The sequence below is a fragment of the Streptomyces sp. NPDC045955 genome (assembly GCF_056430805.1).
The window spans coordinates 1-21,696 of record NZ_JBWKKY010000040.1 but is presented as its reverse complement, the minus strand read 5'-3'; the positions used below and the strand labels follow the sequence as shown (position 1 = coordinate 21,696).

Below are 21,696 nucleotides of genomic sequence, written 5' to 3'. Positions count from 1 at the left end.
CAGACCGAAACTGGGTGGTCATGGCAGACCCCGAGGGCAACGAGTTCTGCGTCCTGCGCACCCTGGCACCGCAGAACTAGGCCGCGAGCGGGCACCCGCACCCCGTCACACACCGCAACCGTCACGTTGCCAAGAAGACCTCAGTGGCCGCATTGAATAGGGTCGCTTTTATGAGTACCGACTTGTATGGATGGCTGGAATGCAGGCCCCAGACTGGGCGCTATGGCACTGAACACGCGCTGTGGGAGCCCTTTTCTGAACTCCGGCACCTTTATTGGGCCCGTGATTACATGTCGTGGTCAGCACTCTTTGACGTCCGGAGTGTGGAGCCTGTCAGAGCTCTCTTTCCTGAACGCGGAGTCCCTGTAGACATTTGGGACACGGTACGAAGAGAGGCGGACGATTTCGAGGGCCACAGTCATTCGTGGTTCTCGTGGCGTGAACTGTCGGCTGTCGACTGGAATGCCCCCTGCACCGACGGACCGTCTCGGTACTGGGTCCGCCGCTGGTCCCGTACCCATGGAGGATCCTTCGTGCCCGGCGGATTGGCCGCACTCCCGGATGAGCTGTACGACTCGGCCGCCGCCAAGTTCGGAGAAGGCAACATCGCTCCCTCCCGGTGGCCCGCCGACGGAGAGCTCCTGCTCGGCAACGATGTGTACCGACCTGTCGTCCCTGCCTATCGCGACCTGGTACCGACCGACGGACCATGGCAACCTGTGTGGAATGTGATGGGCACGCTGTCCGAACTCCATGGTGAGGACAACGTCCGCCTCGTCGTCTGGTTCGGCGGCTGGACGGAAACCTGGCGGCATCATCCAGATTTAGGTACTCCAACGCCCCCTTGGGGTTGTCGTTCAACCGCTTCCAGTCGATTTCCTCACCTCGGCTGTACTTCGCCTCCAGCGCCCGCTGCATGTCACCCAGCTGCTTGGCCGTGAAGCTCGCATCACCGATACGAGCGTCAACTCCCTTCTCGTTCATGAGCTGAGCCGGAGAGACCTTCTGCCAGGCATTGGCACCGAAGGCAACGCCTACATCGCCGTCGCCGGGCAGGAGGAGCATCGCCTGGCGGACAGCCGCGACGCCCTTCGCACACTCATCCGGGACATCAAGGCGGGCAAGGTCGACCACCTGCTGTAGGCCGGCCGCAGGCGCGGCCTGTCGGCCGACCCCTCGGCGGAGCCGTCCGCCGAGGGCCTGCCTGGCCTGCCCGGCCCCCGGGACGCCATTGCCGCAACTTCAGGAACCGCCGCGCTCCGCCGCCTCGGACAGCAGGAGGGTCGCCTCGGTCACCGCGACGTTGCGGTCGATGTAACGCATGGCGAGGTCCAGGGCCCAAGGGTCGAAGCAATCCTCGCGCCACAGCCATTCGAGCGTCCCCCGGGCCAGAAATGCGGCAATGCGGGCGGCCCACCGTTCGGCGAACGCCTCGGGGGTCGGGGTCAAGGGCCAGCCTTCTCGTCTTCGCCCCGGCCCACTGTCATTCCATACCAGGGCACGCCTGAGCCGTCGTCAACCGAACCAGACGACCAGACGTACGTTGTCGTCCCCGTGCTCATCGGCGAGGTCCCGCATCGCATTCCAGACCCGGGACCAGGGTGCCTGGTCCGGAGGAGCGAGCATCCGCGCTGTGAGAATCACGGGGCGGTACATGGCGCCGTCCAGGTGGACCTCGCCGCCCTGCGGCCATTCCGCTGGGCTGTACACATCCTCGCCGAAAGCATCGGCCGCGGCCTCATCCAGGCCGGGCGTGGCTGAAGCCCACACGATGTCGTCCTGGACGAGCTCGCCGTCGTCACCAGGCCGCCACAGGCCCGCCCAGTGATAAGCATGCTCGTCGGCGAGCGGGGCGTCCCAGTCGACCGCGGCGACTTCGGCCCAGGTGGCATACGTGTGGCTGTGCTGATAGTCCTCGAATCCGGTATCCCGTACCGGATCCGAGGGGTCGCTCGGAAGCCCGCGGTCGGCAAAGAGGGGACGATCCACACCCCCCGTCCCGCCGAAGTTGAAGAGACACCCCCACGCCTCGTGGTCCCGCCCCAGTTGCAGGTCCAGAAGGTCGATCGCCATCTCCCAGTGTCCGTCGGCCGAGCGAGTCTCGATCACACCATCTATGTCTGCGCCCACTGAGTTGATGCTAAGGCCCAGTGCAGGTGCGCAAGTGTGAGCGTCACCGGTTCATAACCGTCGGGGGAGGACAGTGAGCAGTTCCGCTCCAAGGGCGTGCCGCGCTCCTTCTCGTCCTCGCGGGCTCACCATGGAACATGCCTTGGACGCCGACACCACCACCAGCGCTCGGTCTTCTCGGCCTTCTCGTCGTTCCCGGGCTCGGTGCATGCACGGAAGATGCCGTCCAATCGCGTCACAGCGGATCTCAGGCCGCCGGCGTATACGTCGTCGACCTCGCGCAAGAGACGCGCCAAAGTGTCCCGGGCCTCCAGATCACGCCGGAAGAGGTCTTCCCGGTACCGGCCAGAAGGGCTCCAGTCGGACTCCAACCGGCGCACCAACCTCTCCCACACGCGCAGGCTGTAGTGGACGCGCCCTTCGACGCTCGCCGCCGTGTCCGTCGGATACGTGGCCAGGAAGGCATCGGCGAGAGGCGTCCCGATGGGCTCGTATTCGAGAGCTTCGGGGAGCCACTCCACCTTCGCGCGAGGGAGATCGGCCACCTTCTCCTCCACCGCGTCGACCCGGTAACTCGTGTCCTCATCGGAGTCGATCGCCTCCAGCCGGCATCTCACAACGCGTCCATCCGGCACCGCAACCCAGTATGCGGAGTCCAGGTCGATGTCCATCGAGGGGTAGAGGACCGAGGTCGTCGTACGGACCGCGAGCCCTTGCGCCAAGTCCGCCTCACCGAGAGCTCCGGCCGTCTCGTCCTCGACGTAGATGTCGAGCTCCAGCGCCAGGTCGCCGGGCGGCAGCACGCGGTACGTGCACAGAACAGGTGAGTCCCAGCGACGCGCTTCCTGGTCCCCGTCCGTGTCGGCGACGTCGACCGCTTCGGGCGTCACGGCCAGCAACTGAGCCAGCGCCCCGGGGAGCCGCGACGACTCTGTTTCCGCGACGGTGAAAAGATTCGCGATCACTCAGCATATTCAATGCGGTCCATGGCGACCAAGCCAGGGCCGGGGACCGGAAAGACGGTTCCGGTGTCCTCTACTCGATAGGTCCGTCCGTTGATCTCGTGCGTGTTGTTGTCCGGCAGCAGCTTGGCACGCCCCTTCGCAGCGGCCACCGGAAGCCGGAGCCCCACGTGCAGGGAAGCTCTTGTGCAGGTGGGAGCAGGAGAGGCTAATCGTCCGTTCCCTCAGCTCCGCGCCTACTACCGCTCCGCCTCTCCCTCCCCATATCGAAGAGCTTCCCCTGTGCCGCCTCCGCATTGTCCCAACTCGCCGGACCACCCGGCTTCACCGACAGGCGATCCAGAGCTGCCCTGGCCTCAGGACTCCCCATCGCGCCCAACAGCTCGATGGCAGAGTCCGCGCCGATGTCCTCGATCACGCAGCGCTCGGCCGTATCCACCGCCCAGTCGGCGAAACGGCCGGGGTCGGAGTCCAGGGCCAGCCAGCGGAACACCGAGTCGGCGGTGTCGTCCCGCAGCCGCGGGATCATGGCGAGTATCGCCGCTTCGACGTGATCAACGACATGCCGCTGAAGCGGGTACAGCCTCTCCCGTCCCCGCCACTCGCGCACCAGCTCGTCCACACCGGCCCACGTCACCTGGCTCGTGCGGGGCATTCTCTCCCCCACCGCCTGGTGGAACTCCTCCCACACGTGCCACAACAGGCCCGGAGACGGCGGCTGAGGCACATCCGGCGCCAACTCCGGGTCCTCCAGCAGCTCGGTCACCACCTGCCGAGCCTCCGCCACCCGCTCATCGGTGCGCGGCAGGTCCCCGATCCGATCCCAGTCGCCCTCGTCCCAAGGCTGTGGCAAGGATCGAAGGGCGCGGGGCAGAACGTAGTCACCCTCCGGATCACGCCATCGCGCGACCTGCGGATCCCACATCTCCTCGGCACTCAGCTCCGCGTCCGACTCGCTCATTTTCGCCGTCCTGCCACGTCTCGTGGCTGTCGTCCACTCGTTCGTCTTATTCGATGCCCAGATACGCCTTTGCGCTGTCCGGGTCCTTCATCTTCCTCCAGTCCATCGTGCCGTTCGCCGTCCGCTCGTCGATGGCACGCTGCATCCTGCCGAGCTGGTCGGCGGACAGACCCTGGCCCGCCACCTTCACGTCCACACCGTTCTTGGCCATCTCACCGGCCGCCGTTCTGGTGTCGCTCGCCGGCTTGCCGTTCCGGGCGGGCTTGAACTCGCTGAAGACCGACGTCCAGCGGTCCGCCGTCTCGATCTCCACGGTGACCTTGCGGCGCGGCTCCTTGCTCGCCCACTCCTTGAGCCTCTCGACCTGATTGGCGAAGTCCGCCTTGCGTGTGGCCGAGCCGGCGTTCTTGACCTCCTTGACGTGCACGGTGCCGTTCTTGTCCTTGTAGACCACGTCCGCGTCCGGGATCTCGTCGAGATTCACCTTCTCCCCGTTGCCCAAGTCAGCCTCCTTGCGGTTCATCTTGCCGCCGACTCCGGCGTCCACGTGGGTTCCGGGGGCCGCGTCGTCGGCAGCGCGGCGTACGGCGTTCACCTCCGCGCGTGCCTGGGCGAGCTTGTTGGCGTCGGAGGCATTGGCGACCTTGCCTTCCAGCGCCGCGGCGGCATCGCCGTTGACGTTTCCTCGGCGTGCGAGGTCGGTGATCTCGTCGAGCGAGTCAGCCGCGTCCTTCATGCTGATCTCACCGGGTTCCGGGGGGCCCTTGGCGCGGTTGACGAGCCCGTCGATCTGGTCGTCAGGCACCGAAGAGCCCCGCTCCCGCAGTGCGGCCTTCGCCGCTTCGGCCCGCGCGTCCAGCGCCTCCTGCTGGGCCTGGCGTGCGTCGTCGGCGTCGTCGCCCGTGCACTCCTTGCCGCCTCCTTCGGCGACGACGATCCGGCCGGCCTGCGGCGCCGCCAGGACGCCGGTGCCGGTGCCCGAAACCCCGCGCAGGCTGCTCCCGCCGCCATACGGGACACGCCCGATCGCGATCGTGCAGCTGCCGTTCTCCTCGGCCTTCTTCTTCGTCTCGTCGGCGTGCTTCTGGGCCTCGTCCGCGGCCTTCTTCGCGCCGGCGAAGTCGCCCGCCTTCGCCGCGTTGCGGGCCTTCTCGGCCGCGTCCGCCGCCTTGTCGAGGGATTCACCGACCTCGGCCAGCTTCTTGAATTTGGTGAACTTCGTGATGGTCTTCGGGCTGAAGATGCCTACGACGCCGACGACGGTGTTGCCGATGGAGGCGCCGTAGTTGCCCTTCTCCCAGTTCTCCTTGTCGATCAACGTGTCGGTCGCAAGGTCGGACACGAAGTCCTCGGGCGAGTTGACCCAGCCCCATACGGAGGAGACGTAGTTCCCCTTGTCCCACTCCTCGCCCAGTTCGTCGGCCTTGTCGCCCCACCAGTCGGTCGTGTAGCCCTTCAGGCCGTTCCAGCTGTCCTTGATCGAGCCGACCGGGTCGTCGACGAAGTCCATGGTGCTGGCCAGGAAGCTCTTGGTCGGCGCCACGAAGAAGCCACGGACATGGTCCATGAACGTCCTGTCGTGACGCTCCTGGTCATGTACGTCGCCCCAGAGCGACTTGTCGTCGAAGGGACCCGGAGCGAGCGGAACGGTGTCGTTCGCCCCCGCGCCGTCATAGGTGATGATCTGGGCCGAGGCGGGGCTGCCGCCGTTGGTGCCACCCGTACCGTCGCCGGTGTCTGTTCCGGCGTCCGCGGCCGTGCCTTCCTGGCCGTCGGAGCCGGCGCCCGCGCTTGTACCCGTACCACTGCCGTCTGCCCCGTCGCCGCCGTCCGTTCCGATCCCGCCGTCGTCATGGACACCGCCGTCCGCATGCGCGTCACCGCCAGGGCCGGCGCCGGTGTCGGCATCGGAACCGCCCTTCTGTGTCCCGTCGTCGCCCTCTGCCGCACTCGTCTCCGTACCGTCGCCCTGCGACGCGGGGCAGGCCATGCCCGTCACCGAGCAGACCGCCGACTGGATGCCGTCGGCGATGCGCCCCCCGAGTCCGCCCACCGAAAGCGCGACGATGATCGCGGCGACGACCGCGATGAGGCCCGCGTACTCCACCGCGGTCTGGCCCTCGTCCCGCCGCCAGCGGATCATCCTCGCCAGGCTGAACGTCCGCCGCTCCTCCCTGTCCTGGGGAGCGATCTCGAACCACTCACGCGACCGGGCCCGGCGCAACAGAACGATGACCGCCACCGGCATGGCAGCCTGTGTGATGCCCCGCAGATCACCGTGCATCAGCGTGCCGAACGACAGCCACACGATCCACGCCTGTACGGCGATCAGTGCGCGGCTCGTCCACACCCCGCCCCGCCACAGGCGCCGGGCCAGGTAAACCCCGGCCACGCTGGGCAGCGAGTCGTACACCAGGATCCCGAAGATCTCACCGGAGTAGTACGTCACCACCGACAGCACGGTGACCACGTACAGCGCCGTCAGCGCGAACTGCACCCACAGCAGTACCTGCGCCCAGCCCAGTTCCCGTGGCAGTGGCACACGCCGGTCCCAGGACGGAATGTTCCGTTCCCCCCAAATCCCGGGCGGGGGTATGGAGTTACCGGCTCCGGACATACGTGACCTCGATGCGTGAGCGGGAGATTAGGGCAGACACCCGGCCGAGGTTAATGAGGACCGATCACTGCGACATGGGCCCACGGGCCCAACCCTGGACCCACGGGCATCAGTTGGAGACGAGCCTGTTGCTACAGGTCTGCGACGAGGCCTTGGTCGCCGCAGGGCAGTGAGCCGTCATCCGCTCACAGGCTTGGCCTCCCCTCTGAGAGGAGGCCAAGCCGTTGCGACGCCTTCCCCCACGGCCGTGGCGGGGTCAGCTCTCCGTGCGCGGGAAGGAGACCTCGACACGGCGGTTCTTCTTGCGGCCCGCCTCCGTGGAGTTGTCGGCGATCGGGTACTGCTCGCCGTAGCCTCGTACCTCGTACGTGATGTTCGAGTCCCCGAGCTCGTCGTCCAGGACACCGTGCACGGCCGACGCGCGCTGACGGGACAGGACGTCTCCGTGGGCCGAGGAGCCCAGGTTGTCCGTGAAGCCGAAGACGCGGACGTTCGTCGCGTTCTGCGCCTTGATCTCCTCGGCGATCGCCGCGATGCGGGCCTTCGCCCGGGAGCTGAGCTTTGCACTGTCCTTGGAAAAGAGCACCTCGGCTTGCAGCGCGAACTTGACGTCCGTGTTCGTGTCCTCGCGGCGCTCCTCGCCCGCCTCGTCCTCGATGACGGTCTTGATGTCGAGGACCTTGGCCTTGGCGAGGGTCGCACCGTCGACCAGCTTCAGGTCGGGGTCGTTGCCGTCGACCTCTACCGGTGCGCTCGCGCTCGGTTGGGTGCCCGGCGGGTGGCTGGGGCCGTCGGCGTGGGCGGAGGTGGCGCCGAAGACGCTTGTGGCGACCATGACGGAGGCCGCAGCGATAACGATCGCCAGGCGTGGGGTTTGGGTTTGGGTGTGGGTGTGGGTGTGGGTCATGGTGGCCTACCTCACCCGGAGATCTTGATGGTGGCGGAGGCGAACGTCGGGAGCTGGAAACTCACTTCCGTCGTGCTCTCCGGCGGTGCCGGGAACTGCATGAACACGGAGATCGTGTCGCCAGCCTTGATCGTCGTGAGGCCGGACGTAGTGAGCGGACGGCCCTCTGTGTCACGCAACACGTAGTAGCGCTTCTTCTCCTTCGAGTCCACGAGCGTGGCGCCGCCGAAGGACTGACCGTTCCTCATGACCTCGGTCTCATTACCGGTGAGCCGGGACGATACAACGGTCGACTTACTCCCATCGTTCTTCAGTTCCGCGTTTACGGTAAGGAATCCTCCAGAGTCCCGTTCGGCCGAGGTGATCTTGAGGAGCAGACCGTCCGGCCCCTTCAGCTCGGCGAGCGGATCCTCCGACTGGCCTTCCTGAGCACTCGGCTTCGATCCGCTGTCCTTCGAGGCGGACGCCGGCGCGTCTCCGCTCTTGTCGTCCCCGCTGCTGCAGCCGGCCACACCGAGGGCCAGGCTGACCGCAACAGCCGCTGCGACCATCCCCCTGCGGGCCGTCGTGGTGAACCGAATGCTCATGAGTTCCGCTTCCTTTGTCCGTCGTTCTTCGTCAGTCGGCCAGATGGACGTCGAAGAGGTCCTCGGGCCCGGGGAGATCCGAGAGATCGTCCGGGTCAAGGTCCCAGTTCTTGTTGTCCTTGCACTTGAGCTGCGGCAGGTCCTCGTTGTTGCCGTTGTCCTCGTCGGGCAGCGGCGGGATCGAACAGCGGGGCTTGATCACGGCTTTGGCCTTCGCCGTCGCGTACGTCCCTTCCGTACCGGGGACGATGCTGTCGCCGACGGGTTCGTTGGTCTCGACCCTGACCGTGTAGCCCAGCGGGTCCCACTCGGGATCGCAGCCACCCTCCACGACATGCGCGTCGTTCTCCTCGGCGAGCTGCTGCGCCCGCCAGCACGAGGGTTCGAGCCCGTCCACCTCGCCGTCGAGGATGTCCTCCCAGAGGTCCGGGTTGAGGAGGTTGTCCAGCCACCTGCCCGTAAGTTGCTCCCGCTTGTCCTGCGCGGCCGCGAGGGCGGCGGCGTCCGCCGCCGTCTGCGCGCCGTTCCGTGTCGCCGCGGCCTGGCCGACCGCAAGGTACGCGAACGCAAGGAAGAGCAGGCCCGCCACCACCGTGATGTAGATGGGGAAGGCCTGCCCTGCGTCGCCGTACTTACGGGGCCTCATCAGCCGCCGGTGACCTCGCCGATCTTGGTGGTGATCGCGTCGAAGATCGACTTTCCGATGTCCGTCCCGGTGATCGCCAGAACAATCGCCACGACCACCGCGATGATGCCCAGGTACTCGACCGCGGTCTGCCCCTTGTCGTTGCGGGCGGCGCGGGTCTGCAGGTACGCGACGGTGGTGTTGATCCAGTTGCTCATGGTGGTGTTCCCCTCCGGTACCGGCCGGCCGCCTGCCGACCGACGTACAAGTCTCTTGGGTGCTACCGGCGTTACCGGCTTCCTCCTTGCCGGTCCCGCTTTCGACACCGGAAACGTACGCCGCTTCCCCGGTGCCACCAGAGGGTCCCAGGGCCCAATCCAGGGCCCAAAACAGGCTTTGGGCCCTGCCGCCCGCGTACCGGGCCCACGAGCCCAGCCGCCCCCCGCACCCCCGATCAGCCACGTCGCGTGGCCCCCCTCCCCGTTCCCGAACCGGGCGCCGTGCCGAGCCACTTGGCCACGGCCTCGCTGCGGCTGGTGCTGTGCAGCTTGGCGAAGATCCGGTTGATGTGGTTCTTGACGGTCTTCTCGCTGATGAAGCAGGTGGCGGCGATCTGCTGGTTGCTCATGCCGGACGCGATGTGGTCCATGATCTCCACCTCCCTGGAACTCAGCCCGAAGCTCTCCCTGCTCGAGGACCTAGACGACGACTGTGCCACATTCGGTTGCAATTGCGAAAGACTTTGTTGCGAACCGAGGCCTGGCGGTGCCGGTCGATCCTGGTAATGAGCGTTTCCTTCGGCGAGTTGGGCAGACTGTGGCCGCGTTACGGAAGAAAAGTCTCCGTATGCACTCGCATCCGGCACCGCCCGGCCCAAGCCGTCCGGCAGCGACGCGGAACCCGCGCCCGCCCCCTGCTCCTCCCGTACCCGAGCCAGCAGCGCCCCCGCCGCCGTGGGCGTGAAATGGGCCCTGCCTTCCTTGATGTCCCGTACGGCGGCGACCAGCTGGTCCGCGGTGAACTCGCCGTGGACCAGGTAGCCACCGGCACCCAGCCGGAGGGCCTCGTGGACGATCTCGCTCTCGCGGCTGTAGGTGAGCATCAGGACCGGGGCGATGCGCACCAGGTACGGCAGGGCGGAGATGCCGTCGACGCCTGGCATGCGGACGTCGAGCAGGACGACGTCGGGGCGGTGGTGCTGTGCCGCCTCGCAGGCCTGGTGACCGTCGGACGCCTCCGCGACGACGTCGATGTCGTCGCGGCCGGAGAGCAGGACGGTGAGGCCGGCGCGGACGACGGGATTGTCGTCCGCGACGACGACGCGGAGCGGTCGGCGGGTCGGGGGCGCCGGGAAGCCTCCGGTCCTCTCGGAGGTGGCCGGGCTGCCGGTCCTCTCGGGGGATGCCTGGGCCGGGAGGACCGGCAGGGTCGACGCGTCGGCGGGCATCGGCGCCCGGGGCGGAGTGTGGTCGGTGTGGGCGACGGAGTGTGCCGAAGCGTGCTGGGAGACGTGAGCGGGCGAATGGACGTACCCGCCGAAGGGGGAAGTCGCTTCCGGCATTGTCGGCCTCCTCTCGGGGAGTTGGGGGAAGGGGGTACTGGCGGTGGCGTCCGGGTCAGGGCGGTCCGGCCGGTGTCGAGGGTGGCTCAACGGTCAGTGCGGCGAGCGGCATGTCGACGCGGACCTCGGTTCCCCGGACGTGCCGGCCCCTCCCGATGCGGATGCGGGCGCCGACGGAGGCAGCTCGTTCGACCATGCCGACGAGGCCGAAGTGGCCGGCGCGCCTGAGGCTGTCGAGGGTCGTGCCGGGGGGCAGGCCCCGGCCGTCGTCGTAGACGCTGATGCGCAGTTGGTCGCCCACGACGCCGGCGGAGACGTCCACCTGTGTGGGGTGGGCGTGGCGGTGGGCGTTCTCCATGGCCTCGGTGACGATCGTCAGCAATTGGCGGGCGACGGCCTGCGGGACCGGAGGGACGGGGGTGTCGCCGGTGTGGCGGTAGGTCGCGTGCAGACCGGTGCGGCGTCCGATGTCGGCGGTGCGCGCGGCGAGTTCGGCTGCGACGTCGACTCCACCGTCCAGGCCCGACTCGCGGCGCAGGTCGGCCAGGAGTTCGCGGGACTCGGAGGCGGCGCGGCGGGCGGAGCGGGCGACGAGTTCGGCCTGGTGTCTGACGGTGAGCGGGTCCATGTGGTCGGCCGAGGAGGCGAGGCCGTCGGCGGCCAGGGCCAGCCCGTGCAGGGTCTTGGCGACCGAGTCGTGCATCTCGCGGGCGAGGCGGGAACGCTCGCTCTCCACTGCCTCGTTGACGGCGAGACGTGACTGAACCGTGGTGAGGGCCTGTGTGGCGGCGCCGAAGCGCAGGACCAGGCCGCGCAGGGTCACCCCTGCGGCACCGACGAGCACGCAGAAGCCGGGCATCAGCGCCGACTCGGCGAAGGTCGCGTCCTGCTGCGTGCTGCGGGAGACGAGGACGAGGATGGCGGCCTGCAGGCAGGCGAAGAAGGCCGCGCCGCGCCAGCCGTACACCAGGCCGGCCAGCAGCGGTGTGCAGACGCTGACGTAGGCGAGGGTGCTGTCCGGGCCGGCCGCGATGAGGAGCAGGGAGCCTAAGAGGGTGTCCACGGCCAGCAGGGACGGGTGTTTCAGGAGGAATGGACCGAAGCGTTCCCAGTCGCGGAAGAGGGCGTACGACACCATGAAGGTGACCACGACGGACGCGGCGACCAAGCGGGTGGCGAGGCCGGGCGCCGCGTTGAGCAGGGCTGCCGGCGCGGCCAGGGCGATCATCGCCAGCCGGAAGCCGAAGACCTGACGGCACATCGCCTGAAGGGCGCTGACCTGGATCTTCAGGGCGGCCGTGGGCTCCGCTCCGTTCGCCTTGCCCGTCCTCACCGGGCTCTGGGCGCCCGCCTGGGGGGAGAGCTGACCGACCAGGTGCGGGGGCAGGAACGTGCCCGCCGGCGGCGTGGTGATGTCCGTGGCACCGCCGTTCGTCGCGTATATCGCCCTCAGTCGAGGCATCCGTATGGCCATGGCCGCCTCACTTGCCCGTGATCGAGCCGAAGTCGGTTCCCGAGCCGAGGATGAGGCCGGCGCCGAGCAGGAGCATCGTGGCCGGGACCATGAAGGTCGTGATCATCATCGTGGCCTTGGGAACGGCCCGCGCGGCCTTGCGGCGGGCGTTCTGCGCGTCCGTACGCCGCATGTCCTTGGCGAGTGCCACCAGCGTGTCCACGATCGGGGCGCCCAGTTCCTCGCCCTGCTGCAACGCCGTGACGAACATGGCGACCTGCTCGGAGTCGTTGCGGCGGCGCAGTTCCGCGAAGGCCTGGCGGCGGCTCATGCCCAGGTCCATCTGGCGCAGGGTGATGCGCAGTTCGTCGGCCCAGGGACCCTCGTACTTCGAGGCGACGCGGTCCAGGGCCTGGCGGAAGCCCAGGCCCGCGCTCACCACGACCGCCAGCACGTCCAGGAAGTCCGGCAGGGTCCGCTCGATCACGTCCTTGCGGACGCGGATCGCCGCCCAGATGCCGACCTCCGTCCAGAACGCCCCGAAGGCGAGCAGGAGCAGCGCCACGACGAGCTGGCCGCGCATCAGGAAGACCAGGAAACCCACGCCGCCGAGGAAGCCGTAGACCGCTCGGCGGGCGGCGTAGCGGTCGATGGTCAGGCCGCCGGGGTTGCCCGCGAGGTCGATCTTGCGGCGGTACTTGGCGACCTGCTTGGGGCCCATCAGGCGCAGGACCGCTGGGGCGTAGCGCATGCCCAGGCGGTCGATGAGCGAGTCCACCGCGCCGGTGCGGGTGGAGCCGACCTCCAGGGCGAGCGCGAGGTCGCCGGGGAGTTTGGCCTCGGCCCGGTACATGCGGATGCCGGCGAAGGCGCCCCAGACGCTGAGGCCCATGACCAGTGCGAGGAGAAGTCCCATGATTCTGCTCCGGCCTTCTCAGACGTCGATGCGGGACATGCGGCGGATGAGGATGAAGCCGACGGCGTAGAGGGAGAAGGCGATGATGACCGCCCCCTGGCCGAACGGTGAGCCCGTCATGCGTTCCAGCGCCCCGTCCTTCACGCCGTTCATCAGGAACAGGGAGCCCACGCCCAGCACCGGCACCGCGTACGACGTCATGTTCACCTGCGACAGCTGGGTGCGGACCTCCCGTCGCGTCTCCTTGCGTTCCTCCAGCGTCTCCGTCAGGTTCCGCAGCGCGCTGACCACCTGGCCGCCCGCGCGGTTGGACAGCACCAGCGTGGTCACCAGGACGACCAGTTCACGGGAGGGGAGGCGGTCCGCCAGTTCGCCCAGGGCGTCGTCCATCGACGCGCCGATCGCCAGTTGGTCGGCCACCTTGCCGAGTTCCTCCCCCGCCGGGGCCTCCAGTTCCTCCGCGGCCATGCCGATCGCCGTGCGCAGCGCGAGTCCGGCCTGGGTCGCGTTGGCGAGGATGCGGGCCAGTTCCGGGAGCTGGTTGATGAACTTCTCGATCCGTTTCTGCCGCTGCCAGTTGAGGAACTGCAGGGCCGCCCAGATGCCCAGCAGACCGGCCAGCGGGCCGAAGAACGGGGCCAGGGCCGCCTGGCCGATCAGCCACAGGCCGGCGACCGTGGCGAGCATGTAGACGAAGAACTCGCCGGGGGTGATGTCCAGGCCGGTGGCCGCCAGGCGGAGTTCCAGTTTCTTGCCGAGTTTGGTGCGCCGCAGGCGGCGGTCGATCCCGCGGAAGTTCCGTCGGCGGCCGCCGACCGGGATCTGGCCGGTGGCCGACAGGCGGTCGACGAGCGCCTGCCGCTGTGCCCTGCCCATGGCGTAGGAGTGCAGGCCCATGACCGTCAGGACGCAGGTCAGCAAGGTGATGCCGGTCGTGAGCGTGATGAGCGTGTGCAGTTCCATGGGGACGGTTCCTACCTGGCTTCTCGGGTGGCTAGCTGGTCCGCGGACTGGGCGATGCCGAAGGCCTGGGGGATGGGCTGGCTCGCCATGTAGAGGCGGTCGGCGGTGCGGCGCGGGAGGGGGTGGTACTCGAAGGCGCCGTGGATACGGCCGTCCGCCGCCATGGGCCGGGCGTTGAAGCGGGCGACCGTGACCAGTCGGTACGGCTCGCTGCCGTGGCTCTCCAGCAGCGCGATCTCGGTGATACGGCGGGCGCCGTCCGCGAAGCGGGTGAGCTGGACGATGACGTCGACCGCGCTGTTGATCTGGTCGTGCAGCGCCACGAAGGGGATCTCCACCTCCGACATGGAGGCCAGGGTCTGCAGGCGCATCAGCGCGTCCTCCGCGCTGTTGGCGTGGACGGTGGCCAGCGAGCCGTCGTGGCCCGTCGACATCGCCTGGAGCATGTCCAGCGACTCGCCGCCGCGGACCTCACCGACGACGATGCGGTCGGGGCGCATACGGAGGGAGTTGCGGACCAGGTCGCGGATCGTGATCTGGCCCTTGCCCTCCACGTTCGCCGGGCGGGACTCCAGACGGATCACGTGCGCCTGCTGGAGCTGGAGTTCGGCCGAGTCCTCGATGGTGATGATGCGCTCGCCCTCGGGGATGAGTCCGGAGAGTGCGTTCAGCAGGGTCGTCTTTCCGGTGCCCGTCGCGCCGGAGACGATGACGTTGAACTTCGCCTGCACGAGGCCCGCCAGCAGGTACAGCATGTGCTCGTCGAGCGAGCCGAGGCCGATCAGCTCCTGGAGTGTGAAGGAACGCGGGAAGCGGCGGATCGTGAGCGTGGCGCCCGTCAGGGACAGCGGCGGGATGATGACGTTGACGCGCTCGCCGGAGGGGAGGCGGGCGTCGACCATCGGGTTCGACTCGTCCACGCGGCGGTTGACCGTCGAGACGATCCGCTCGATCGTCTGCATCAGCTGGTCGTTCGAGGCGAAGCGCATCGGCAGCTGCTCCACCCGGCCGCCGCGCTCCACGAAGATCGCGTCCGGGCCGTTGACCATGATCTCGGTGATGGACGCGTCCTCCAGCAGCGGTTCCAGAATGCCGAGGCCCAGCGCCTCGTCCACCACCCTGCGGATCAGCTGCGAACGCTCCACCGTCGACAGCACCGGGCCCTCACGGCTGATGATGTGCCCGAGGACCCGCTCCAGCCGCGCCCTGCGTTCGGCGGCGACCAGCGAACTCATCTCCGCGAGGTCGATCTCCTCCAGGAGCTTGGCCCGGTAGGAGGCGACCATGTGGCCGTCCTCGCCCCGGTTGCCGTTGTCCTCCGGGGAGTTGATGCGTGCTCGCAGGCTCATGGGATCCCGTGCTCCTCGTTCTTGCCGACAGCATCAGTGGTCGAGCGGCATGGTGGCGGTCTTCCGTGCCGGGTCGAAGTCCCAGCCGGGCACGATGGACGGGATGTCGACGGTGGCGGTGACCGTGACCTCATCGCCTCCCGGCGCCTCGGGACAGTCGGTTCCGTCGGCCAGCCAGGTGCTGACCGCGATCGTGCAGGCCTGTTGGGCGCTGCCCGGCTGGAGAGACGCGCTGCGCGCCCCCGCCCGGGCCGCCGTCCCCGCCTGCTGCGCCGTGTAGGCGATCAGCCCGAGCTGTACGGCCGCCATGGCGACGAGCAGCAGGATCGGGAGGAACCCGAGGTACTCGATGGCGACCTGGCCGCGGTCGCGCTCTCTACCGACGTACGCCATCTCACTTCGCCTCCTCGACCGCACCCGCGTGGCCCTCGACCGTGAACGGGAAGGCGATCGTGCCCGGGAAGAGGACGGGGACCTGGAGCTCGACGTCGGAGGTGACATAGCCGCCACCGGTGGTGCAGCCGACCTCGGCGCCGGCCCTCCACGCGTCCGACAGCTTGTCCAGTCCCGCCTGCTCGCACTTGCCCGGACGGTCGTACTCCGCCGCCGTCCCCGCCCGCACCGCCTCATCCGCGGCATTCCCCGCGAGCGTGTAGGTGTAGCCCACCAGCACGAGCTGCCACAGCACCACCAGCGTCACGATGATCGTCGGCATCATGCCGAGGAACTCGATGGTGACCTGGCCGTCGTCCCGCCGTCTCGCGGACCTGGGCATCCTCATCCCCCTCCCTCCTTGCGCCGCCGGAAGTTCACCGACCCCCGGTCCCCGCGCAACCGGCCCCCCTTCTGGGCACCCTCAGGGACCTTGACCAGCCCCAGTTCGCCGGCCAGGCCCCACAGGGCCTGCTTCACCGAGCTCTTGCTCTCCAGTTCGTGGATGCGGCCCGCGTCCACGACGCTCTGGAGTTCCTTGAAGTTGGCGGGGATCGCGGTGGCCGCGACGGCCGTGCCGGTGATCTTCTGGATCAGCGGCGGCTGGATCTCCGTACCGCGCGAGTGCCGGTTGACGACGACGGTCGTCTCCTCCGCCTTGCGGATCTGGAGCCGGTCCCACATCCGCACGGCCCGCTTGGCGCCCCGTACCGCGACCACGTCCGGCGTCGTGACCAGCAGGGCCCTGTCGGCCATCTCCACGGCGGCCGCGCCCGCGCCGTTCAGCTGGGCGCCGCAGTCGATGACGACGACCTCGTAGCGGGAGCGCAGGGCGCTGACGATCTGGCGGGCGGCGCGGTCGGTGACGTCCTCGCCGCGTTCCCCTTCGGCCGGGGCGAGGAGCAGGGCGAGTCCGGTGTCGTGGCGGAAGACCGCGTCGGCCAGGACACGCGGGGAGATGTCCGTGATGGCGGCCAGGTCGACCACGGACCGGCGGAACTGGACGTCCAGGTAAGAGGCCACGTCACCGGTCTGCAGGTCCATGTCGACCAGCGCCGTGCTGCGGCCGGAGGCCTGGGCGGCGAGGGCCAGTTGGATCGCCGTCAGGGTCGTACCCACGCCGCCCTTGGCTCCGCTCACCGTGACCACCGTGCCTCCGGCACCGGTGAACACATCGGCGCCGGCGCCCAGGTGCCGGCGTACGCCGACGGACCACTGGGCGACCGCCTGGACGCGGCTGGCGAGTTCCTCGTAGCTCAGGGGCAGGGCGACCATGCCGCGGGCGCCGTAGTCCATGGCGGCCTGCATGAGGCCGGGGCTCGCGTCCGAGGTGACGAGGATGACGCCGACGGCCGGGAAGCGCAGGGCGACTTCGCGGATCAGTTCCAGTGCGGGGACCGGGCCGATCCGCTCGTGCACCACCACGACCTCGGGCAGTTCGTCGACGGACTCGGCGGCCAGCCGCGCGAGGGTGTCGATGAGCTGGGTGGAGTCGACCACCGGGGCGACCGGCTCGGCGTCCGGGAGCTGGCTGAGAAGCGTGGTGATCGACCGGACCGCGTCCGCGTCACCGACTGCCGGGAGGATCCTCGTGGGCATGCGAGCCTCTCACTTGTCCTTCGCGAGTTCGTACGTCCGGTCCTGCTCGGGGACGGTGGTGTCGCTGCCGGGCGCGACCAGGGCGAGCCGGACCCGCTGGGCGAACGACTCGGCGTAGGTGAGGCGCTGGGCGTCCAGGGCGGACAGCGCGAAGGTGATGGGGACGGCGTCGGTGGGCTGCTGGGTGCGGTTGTTCTCGTCCGGTTTCAGCGCGGTGAGTTCGCCGACGTCGAGGACCTTGGCGTTGGTCACGATGATCTTCGACTGGTCGGGGTCGCCCTCGCGCTTGCCCTCGAAGGTGGCGTAGACGTTGACCGAGGAGCCGGGCGTGATCTTGCCGGCCACGCCGGTCGCCGCGTCGATCATGATGGCGACTTCCTGCTGGCCGGGCTGGAGGGCCGGCTGGCGGACGATCATGTCGGACTGGAGCAGGGAGCCCGCGCGCAGCGTGGTCACGGCGATCTTGCCCTGGATCTCGCGCAGGTCGGTGACGGCGTTGTCCGACAGCCACCGTTCGGGCATCTTGATCTTCTCGAACTGGCCCGTGCTGAGGGTGGTGTAGGGCGGTACGTCGGACTTGAGCCGGTAGGCGGTGACCTCGGGGCCGACCTTGGACTTCACGTCGCTGATGACGGACAGCACGCCGGTGAAGGCGCCGAGGGCGCAGACGACCGACAGGAGCAGGAGAATCACGCCGCGGCGCTGACGGGAGTTCATGAACCGTACAACCTCATTGGGGATATCGGTCGAGCGGGATGGGAGCAGTGCTGACGAGCGGTGTCAGGGCTGTCAGGGCTCACCCGACGACCGTTCGGCTCTCTGGCTGCTTGTGGGGTGGGCTGTCGTGGACGGGCGGCGTCGCCGAGCAGAACACGCAGCGGTCGCCGATGACGTCGATGCCGCACCAGTGGCAGCGGGTCCGCCGTACGGAGGTGACCAGTTGGTAGAGGACCGACAGGTCGGGCAGGTAACTGCAGAACTCGATCAGCTTGCCGGTGCCCCACCAGCCGGGCGACTCGGCCGGGAGCGGGGTCTCGCGCAGGCCCTGCACCTTCCAGGACGGGGCGAGGGTGCCGGTGACCCAGTCGGACTGGAGCTGCCCCTTGGCGACCAGCATCCAGGTGCCGAACTCGGGGCCGGGCAGGGCGGCTTCGGGGGTGATCCTGACGAGCTGCGGCTCGGGGTGGGCGAGGACGCCGAACTGGCTGCCGGGCATCCAGGACTTGGCGTGCGACTTCAGGCCGACGGGGACCCGGTCGAGCCGGGCGACGGAGTTGAGCAGCGCGCCGGCGTGGATGTAGTGCACGAGCAGCCGCCCCGCCGAGGCGAGCACGCCGGGGCTGATGTCGCAGGACGCGAGCTGGCGTAACTGGCGGGCCAGGACGGCGAGTCCGAGCGGGGGCAGATCGGGGTGGAAGAGGGCGATCCGGTCGCTCTCCATGAGGGAGCGCAGGGTGTACAGCCGGCGCTGCACGGCGATGGGCGCGGCCTGGGAGCAGACCACGATCACATGCCCGTGGTGCTCGACCAGGGTCTGCATGTCGGCGAGGGCCTGCTCCAGCGGGCGCCGGTCTACGTCCCGCAGCACGACGGCGGGCAGGGTGCGTTCGTCCTGTGGCGGCAGTGCCATGTCGGCACTGGTCACGGCAATGGCAGTTGGCACGCGCAGCTCCCCGTTTCCCCATGCCCGTCGGCGCGCCGCCTTGTTACCGCGGCACACCTCGGTGACTTCACTGCGTGACTACCTCAGCACTGTATCCACGGCTCTGTGACCGGAGAACAGCGTTTGTGTAGCTGAGGAGCAACTGCCGTTGCACAAGATGCGTCAAAACGGGGCAGGTTGAGCATCTTGCCGGTCGTGGGCGGGGGCCCGGGTGGTCCCGGCCGGTGGTTCCGGAGGGCCCAGTGTTGACGGTGGGCCTCTGTTTGGGCTCTGAGGCCCACGCCTCCCGTCGGTGCGCCGCGCCGGCGCTGGTGCACCTGCCGAACCTGGTGTGTGTCGTGCTCGCCACCTGGGCGGCGGCGCGGGTGCATCCGGAACCGTGGCGGGAATGCCGGTGCGGCTTCTGGCCGCGGCGTGCGCGGCTCCTGCGGCGGCGCAGGTGCTGCCGCTGGGGCTGCGGCCGGGTGTGCTGAGCCCGGCGGGGCCGGCGTTGTGGATGTCGACGGGCGTGCTGCTGGCGGGATGTGCGGTCGGGCTACTGCTGGACAGGTTGGTCTGGACCTCTTGACAGTGTCGCTGGTCTGGACCATTTTCTTGTCATGTCCAGACACAGACGATCCCTGCGGCTGTGGTCGGGCGCCCTCACGGTGGCCCTGGCCCTCACTGTCACGACCGTCGGCCAGGCGTCCGCCGCCGACGTCAACAACGCCAGGAACGCCGGCTTCGAGTCGGGCCTGAGCGACTGGACCTGCTCCGCGGGCAGCGGGACGACCGTCTCCTCCCCCGTGCGCACCGGCACGGCGGCGCTGAAGGCGACCCCTGCGGGGCAGGACAACGCCCGGTGCGCCCAGACGGTCAGGGTGAAGCCCGACTCGACGTACACGCTGGGCGCCTGGGTCCGGGGCGGTTACGCCTACCTCGGCGTCTCGGGCACGGGCACGACGGACGTGTCCACCTGGACGCCGGACTCCGCCTCCTGGAAGCAGCTGTCGACGACGTTCACCACGGGTTCGTCGACGACCTCGGTGACGGTGTACACGCACGGCTGGTACGGGCAGGCGGCGTACTACGCGGACGACGTGTCGGTGTTCGGCCCCGACGGGGGCGGCGGCACGGACCCGGGCCCGACGGTCCCGTCCGCGCCGGGCGGCCTGAGCGTCTCCGGCACGACGTCCTCCTCTGTCTCCCTCGCCTGGAACGCGGTCTCGGGAGCGACGGGTTACTCCGTCTACCGCGACGGCGCGAAGGTGACGGCGGTGACCGGCACCTCGGCGACGGTGACCGGCCTCGCGGCCTCGACGTCGTACTCCTTCCAGGTCACGGCGACGAACGCGGCGGGCGAGTCGCCGAAGTCGGCGGCGGTGACCGGGACCACGAACAAGCCGAACGGCCCGGGCCCCGCGCTCCCCGAGCACGCGGTGACGGGCTACTGGCAGAACTTCAACAACGGGGCGGCGGTCCAGAAGCTGTCCGACGTGCCCTCCCACTACGACATCATCGCCGTCTCGTTCGCGGACGCGACCTCCACGCCGGGTGCGGTGACCTTCACCCTGGACTCGGCCGGTCTGAACGGCTACACGGTCGACCAGTTCAAGGCGGACATCAGGGCCAAGCAGGCGGCCGGCAAGAAGGTCGTCATCTCGGTGGGCGGCGAACGCGGCACGGTGGCGGTGAACGACGCGGCGTCCGCGGCGAACTTCGCGAACTCCGTGTACTCCCTGATGCAGACGTACGGCTTCGACGGCGTCGACATCGACCTGGAGAACGGCCTGAACGCGACCTACATGACGCAGGCGCTGCGGTCGCTCTCGGCGAAGGCGGGCTCGTCGCTGATCATCACGATGGCGCCGCAGACCATCGACATGCAGTCGACGTCGAACTCCTACTTCAGGACCGCGCTGAACATCAAGGACATCCTCACGGTCGTCAACATGCAGTACTACAACAGCGGTTCCATGCTCGGCTGCGACGGCAAGGTCTACAGCCAGGGCTCGGTCGACTTCCTCACCGCCCTGGCCTGCATCCAGCTGGAGAACGGCCTCGCCCCGTCCCAGGTCGGCCTGGGCGTGCCGGCCTCGACCCGGGCGGCGGGCAGCGGGTACGTGGCGCCGTCCGTGGTGAACAGCGCCCTGGACTGCCTGACCAGGGGCACGGGCTGCGGCTCGTTCAAGCCGCCCCGGACGTATCCGGACCTCAGGGGCGCGATGACCTGGTCGACCAACTGGGACGCGACGGCCGGCAACGCGTGGTCCAACGCGGTGGGCCCGCATGTGCACGGGCTGCCGTAGTCACCGCTGACCTGGCCGGCGGAGTGAGGGCGGCCCCTTCACCCCGTCGGCCGGTAGTGCCCGAGCACCCACGCCAGCTGCGGGAACCACTCCCGCAGTCGCGCCTTCGGCTTGGCCTCCACCACGCACTCGAAGAACCTGCCGTCCAGGTGGATCACGGCGACCATCAGCGACTTGCCGTTGGGGCTCGCCCGGTAGTGGACGCTGCGGATCTCGGGCCAGCGGAACTCGATCGTCAGCCCGGACGACTCGAAGGCGACGCCGGAGGCGTCGACGACGACCGCGTTGCGTTTGTCGACGGCCAGGAAGTCCGGTCCGGCAGGGGCCGGTCGGGGTGCCGCCGGGGCATACGCGGGCGGTGCGGGCGCGTACTGCGGTGGAGGCGGGCCGAAGCCGGGGCCGGGTGCTGGTGGGTACTGCTGGGTCATCCGTCGGGTCCTCGGTCCTCGTGCTCGCGGGGAAACGTCTCGGTAGTGCGGTGAGACATTCTCCGCCCTAGGCCTGTTGCGAAAGTGCCCTCTGCCGCGCGACGCCCGGCACGCTCCCCCACTGCCTTGAGGGCGTGGGAGGCGCCCCCACTCGCCGCGGGGGGGGGGGGGAGAGAGGAGGGGGGGGGGGGGGGGGGGGGGGGGGGGGGGGCGGGGGGGGGGGTGGGGGGGGGGGGGGGGGAGGAAGGGAGGGGA

The 21,696-nt window shown here is 69.0% G+C and carries 23 protein-coding genes; 3 read left to right on the top strand and 20 right to left on the bottom strand.

Annotated elements, in window-relative coordinates:
* Positions 1–80, top strand: an 80-nt coding sequence (locus AC07F0_RS39650; RefSeq protein ID WP_478985162.1) for a VOC family protein, incomplete at its 5' end; no start/stop codon positions are given.
* 1,162 nt (positions 81–1,242) lie between these two features.
* On the opposite strand, the gene AC07F0_RS39645 is transcribed toward AC07F0_RS39650, so the two are convergent.
* From AC07F0_RS39645 to AC07F0_RS39555, 19 genes are all read right to left on the bottom strand, one after another.
* The gene (locus tag AC07F0_RS39645; protein ID WP_478985159.1) at positions 1,243–1,449 is read right to left on the bottom strand and encodes a hypothetical protein; all 207 of its coding nucleotides are present in this window, start codon (positions 1,447–1,449) and stop codon (positions 1,243–1,245) included.
* Between the two features lie 66 nt (positions 1,450–1,515).
* Complete coding sequence (locus AC07F0_RS39640) at positions 1,516–2,130, bottom strand: hypothetical protein (protein ID WP_478985157.1); 615 nt, start codon at positions 2,128–2,130, stop codon at positions 1,516–1,518.
* Between the two features lie 125 nt (positions 2,131–2,255).
* Positions 2,256–3,020, bottom strand: a complete 765-nt coding sequence (locus AC07F0_RS39635) for a hypothetical protein (protein WP_478985156.1) — start codon at positions 3,018–3,020, stop codon at positions 2,256–2,258.
* A gap of 280 nt (positions 3,021–3,300) precedes the next feature.
* Positions 3,301–4,053: a hypothetical protein gene (locus AC07F0_RS39630; protein ID WP_478985154.1), complete on the bottom strand. Its 753-nt coding sequence runs from the start codon at positions 4,051–4,053 to the stop codon at positions 3,301–3,303.
* A gap of 46 nt (positions 4,054–4,099) precedes the next feature.
* On the bottom strand, positions 4,100–6,595 hold the full coding sequence (locus AC07F0_RS39625; protein ID WP_478985152.1) for a hypothetical protein: 2,496 nt from the start codon (positions 6,593–6,595) through the stop codon (positions 4,100–4,102).
* Positions 6,596–6,926: 331 nt separating this feature from the next.
* Positions 6,927–7,577 (bottom strand): OmpA family protein, encoded by a 651-nt coding sequence (locus AC07F0_RS39620; protein WP_478985151.1) that lies wholly within the window; start codon positions 7,575–7,577, stop codon positions 6,927–6,929.
* Positions 7,578–7,588: 11 nt separating this feature from the next.
* Positions 7,589–8,164, bottom strand: coding sequence for a hypothetical protein (locus AC07F0_RS39615; RefSeq protein WP_478985150.1), 576 nt, complete (start codon positions 8,162–8,164; stop codon positions 7,589–7,591).
* Between the two features lie 31 nt (positions 8,165–8,195).
* Positions 8,196–8,810 carry a pilus assembly protein TadG-related protein gene (locus tag AC07F0_RS39610; protein WP_478985148.1) on the bottom strand — a complete coding sequence of 205 codons (615 nt, stop codon included), beginning with the start codon at positions 8,808–8,810 and terminating at the stop codon, positions 8,196–8,198.
* On the bottom strand, positions 8,810–9,007 hold the full coding sequence (locus tag AC07F0_RS39605) for a Flp family type IVb pilin (protein ID WP_397626702.1): 198 nt from the start codon (positions 9,005–9,007) through the stop codon (positions 8,810–8,812). Before AC07F0_RS39605 ends, AC07F0_RS39610 begins: the two co-directional genes overlap by 1 nt.
* Positions 9,008–9,243: 236 nt before the next feature.
* Entirely contained in the window at positions 9,244–10,350 is a 1,107-nt protein-coding gene (locus AC07F0_RS39600) for a response regulator (RefSeq protein ID WP_478985147.1), read from the bottom strand.
* Positions 10,351–10,405: 55 nt separating this feature from the next.
* Positions 10,406–11,824, bottom strand: coding sequence for a sensor histidine kinase (locus tag AC07F0_RS39595; RefSeq protein WP_478985146.1), 1,419 nt, complete (start codon positions 11,822–11,824; stop codon positions 10,406–10,408).
* Positions 11,825–11,831: 7 nt separating this feature from the next.
* Entirely contained in the window at positions 11,832–12,719 is an 888-nt protein-coding gene (locus AC07F0_RS39590; protein WP_478985144.1) for a DUF5936 domain-containing protein, read from the bottom strand.
* An 18-nt stretch (positions 12,720–12,737) separates the two neighbouring features.
* Positions 12,738–13,682, bottom strand: coding sequence for a type II secretion system F family protein (locus AC07F0_RS39585; RefSeq protein WP_478985142.1), 945 nt, complete (start codon positions 13,680–13,682; stop codon positions 12,738–12,740).
* 11 nt (positions 13,683–13,693) lie between these two features.
* The gene (locus AC07F0_RS39580) at positions 13,694–15,031 is read right to left on the bottom strand and encodes a CpaF family protein (RefSeq protein ID WP_478985140.1); all 1,338 of its coding nucleotides are present in this window, start codon (positions 15,029–15,031) and stop codon (positions 13,694–13,696) included.
* Positions 15,032–15,064: 33 nt separating this feature from the next.
* Positions 15,065–15,424: a TadE/TadG family type IV pilus assembly protein gene (locus AC07F0_RS39575; protein ID WP_478985138.1), complete on the bottom strand. Its 360-nt coding sequence runs from the start codon at positions 15,422–15,424 to the stop codon at positions 15,065–15,067.
* Position 15,425: 1 nt separating this feature from the next.
* Entirely contained in the window at positions 15,426–15,812 is a 387-nt protein-coding gene (locus AC07F0_RS39570; RefSeq protein WP_478985135.1) for a TadE/TadG family type IV pilus assembly protein, read from the bottom strand.
* Positions 15,809–17,062 carry a CpaE/TadZ family protein gene (locus AC07F0_RS39565; protein WP_478985133.1) on the bottom strand — a complete coding sequence of 418 codons (1,254 nt, stop codon included), beginning with the start codon at positions 17,060–17,062 and terminating at the stop codon, positions 15,809–15,811. Before AC07F0_RS39565 ends, AC07F0_RS39570 begins: the two co-directional genes overlap by 4 nt.
* A gap of 9 nt (positions 17,063–17,071) precedes the next feature.
* Positions 17,072–17,779, bottom strand: a complete 708-nt coding sequence (gene cpaB, locus AC07F0_RS39560) for a Flp pilus assembly protein CpaB (RefSeq protein WP_436730930.1) — start codon at positions 17,777–17,779, stop codon at positions 17,072–17,074.
* Between the two features lie 79 nt (positions 17,780–17,858).
* The gene (locus tag AC07F0_RS39555) at positions 17,859–18,692 is read right to left on the bottom strand and encodes a hypothetical protein (protein ID WP_478985161.1); all 834 of its coding nucleotides are present in this window, start codon (positions 18,690–18,692) and stop codon (positions 17,859–17,861) included.
* Positions 18,693–19,113: 421 nt separating this feature from the next.
* Here AC07F0_RS39555 and AC07F0_RS39550 point away from each other — a divergent pair, with 421 nt between their 5' ends.
* Together AC07F0_RS39550 and AC07F0_RS39545 are read left to right on the top strand one after the other, a co-directional pair.
* Positions 19,114–19,293 (top strand): hypothetical protein, encoded by a 180-nt coding sequence (locus AC07F0_RS39550; RefSeq protein WP_478985131.1) that lies wholly within the window; start codon positions 19,114–19,116, stop codon positions 19,291–19,293.
* Positions 19,294–19,324: 31 nt separating this feature from the next.
* The gene (locus tag AC07F0_RS39545) at positions 19,325–21,013 is read left to right on the top strand and encodes a chitinase (RefSeq protein WP_478985129.1); all 1,689 of its coding nucleotides are present in this window, start codon (positions 19,325–19,327) and stop codon (positions 21,011–21,013) included.
* Positions 21,014–21,051: 38 nt separating this feature from the next.
* On the opposite strand, the gene AC07F0_RS39540 is transcribed toward AC07F0_RS39545, so the two are convergent.
* Positions 21,052–21,441, bottom strand: coding sequence for a hypothetical protein (locus AC07F0_RS39540; RefSeq protein ID WP_436730927.1), 390 nt, complete (start codon positions 21,439–21,441; stop codon positions 21,052–21,054).
* Between the last annotated feature and the right edge of the window lie 255 nt (positions 21,442–21,696).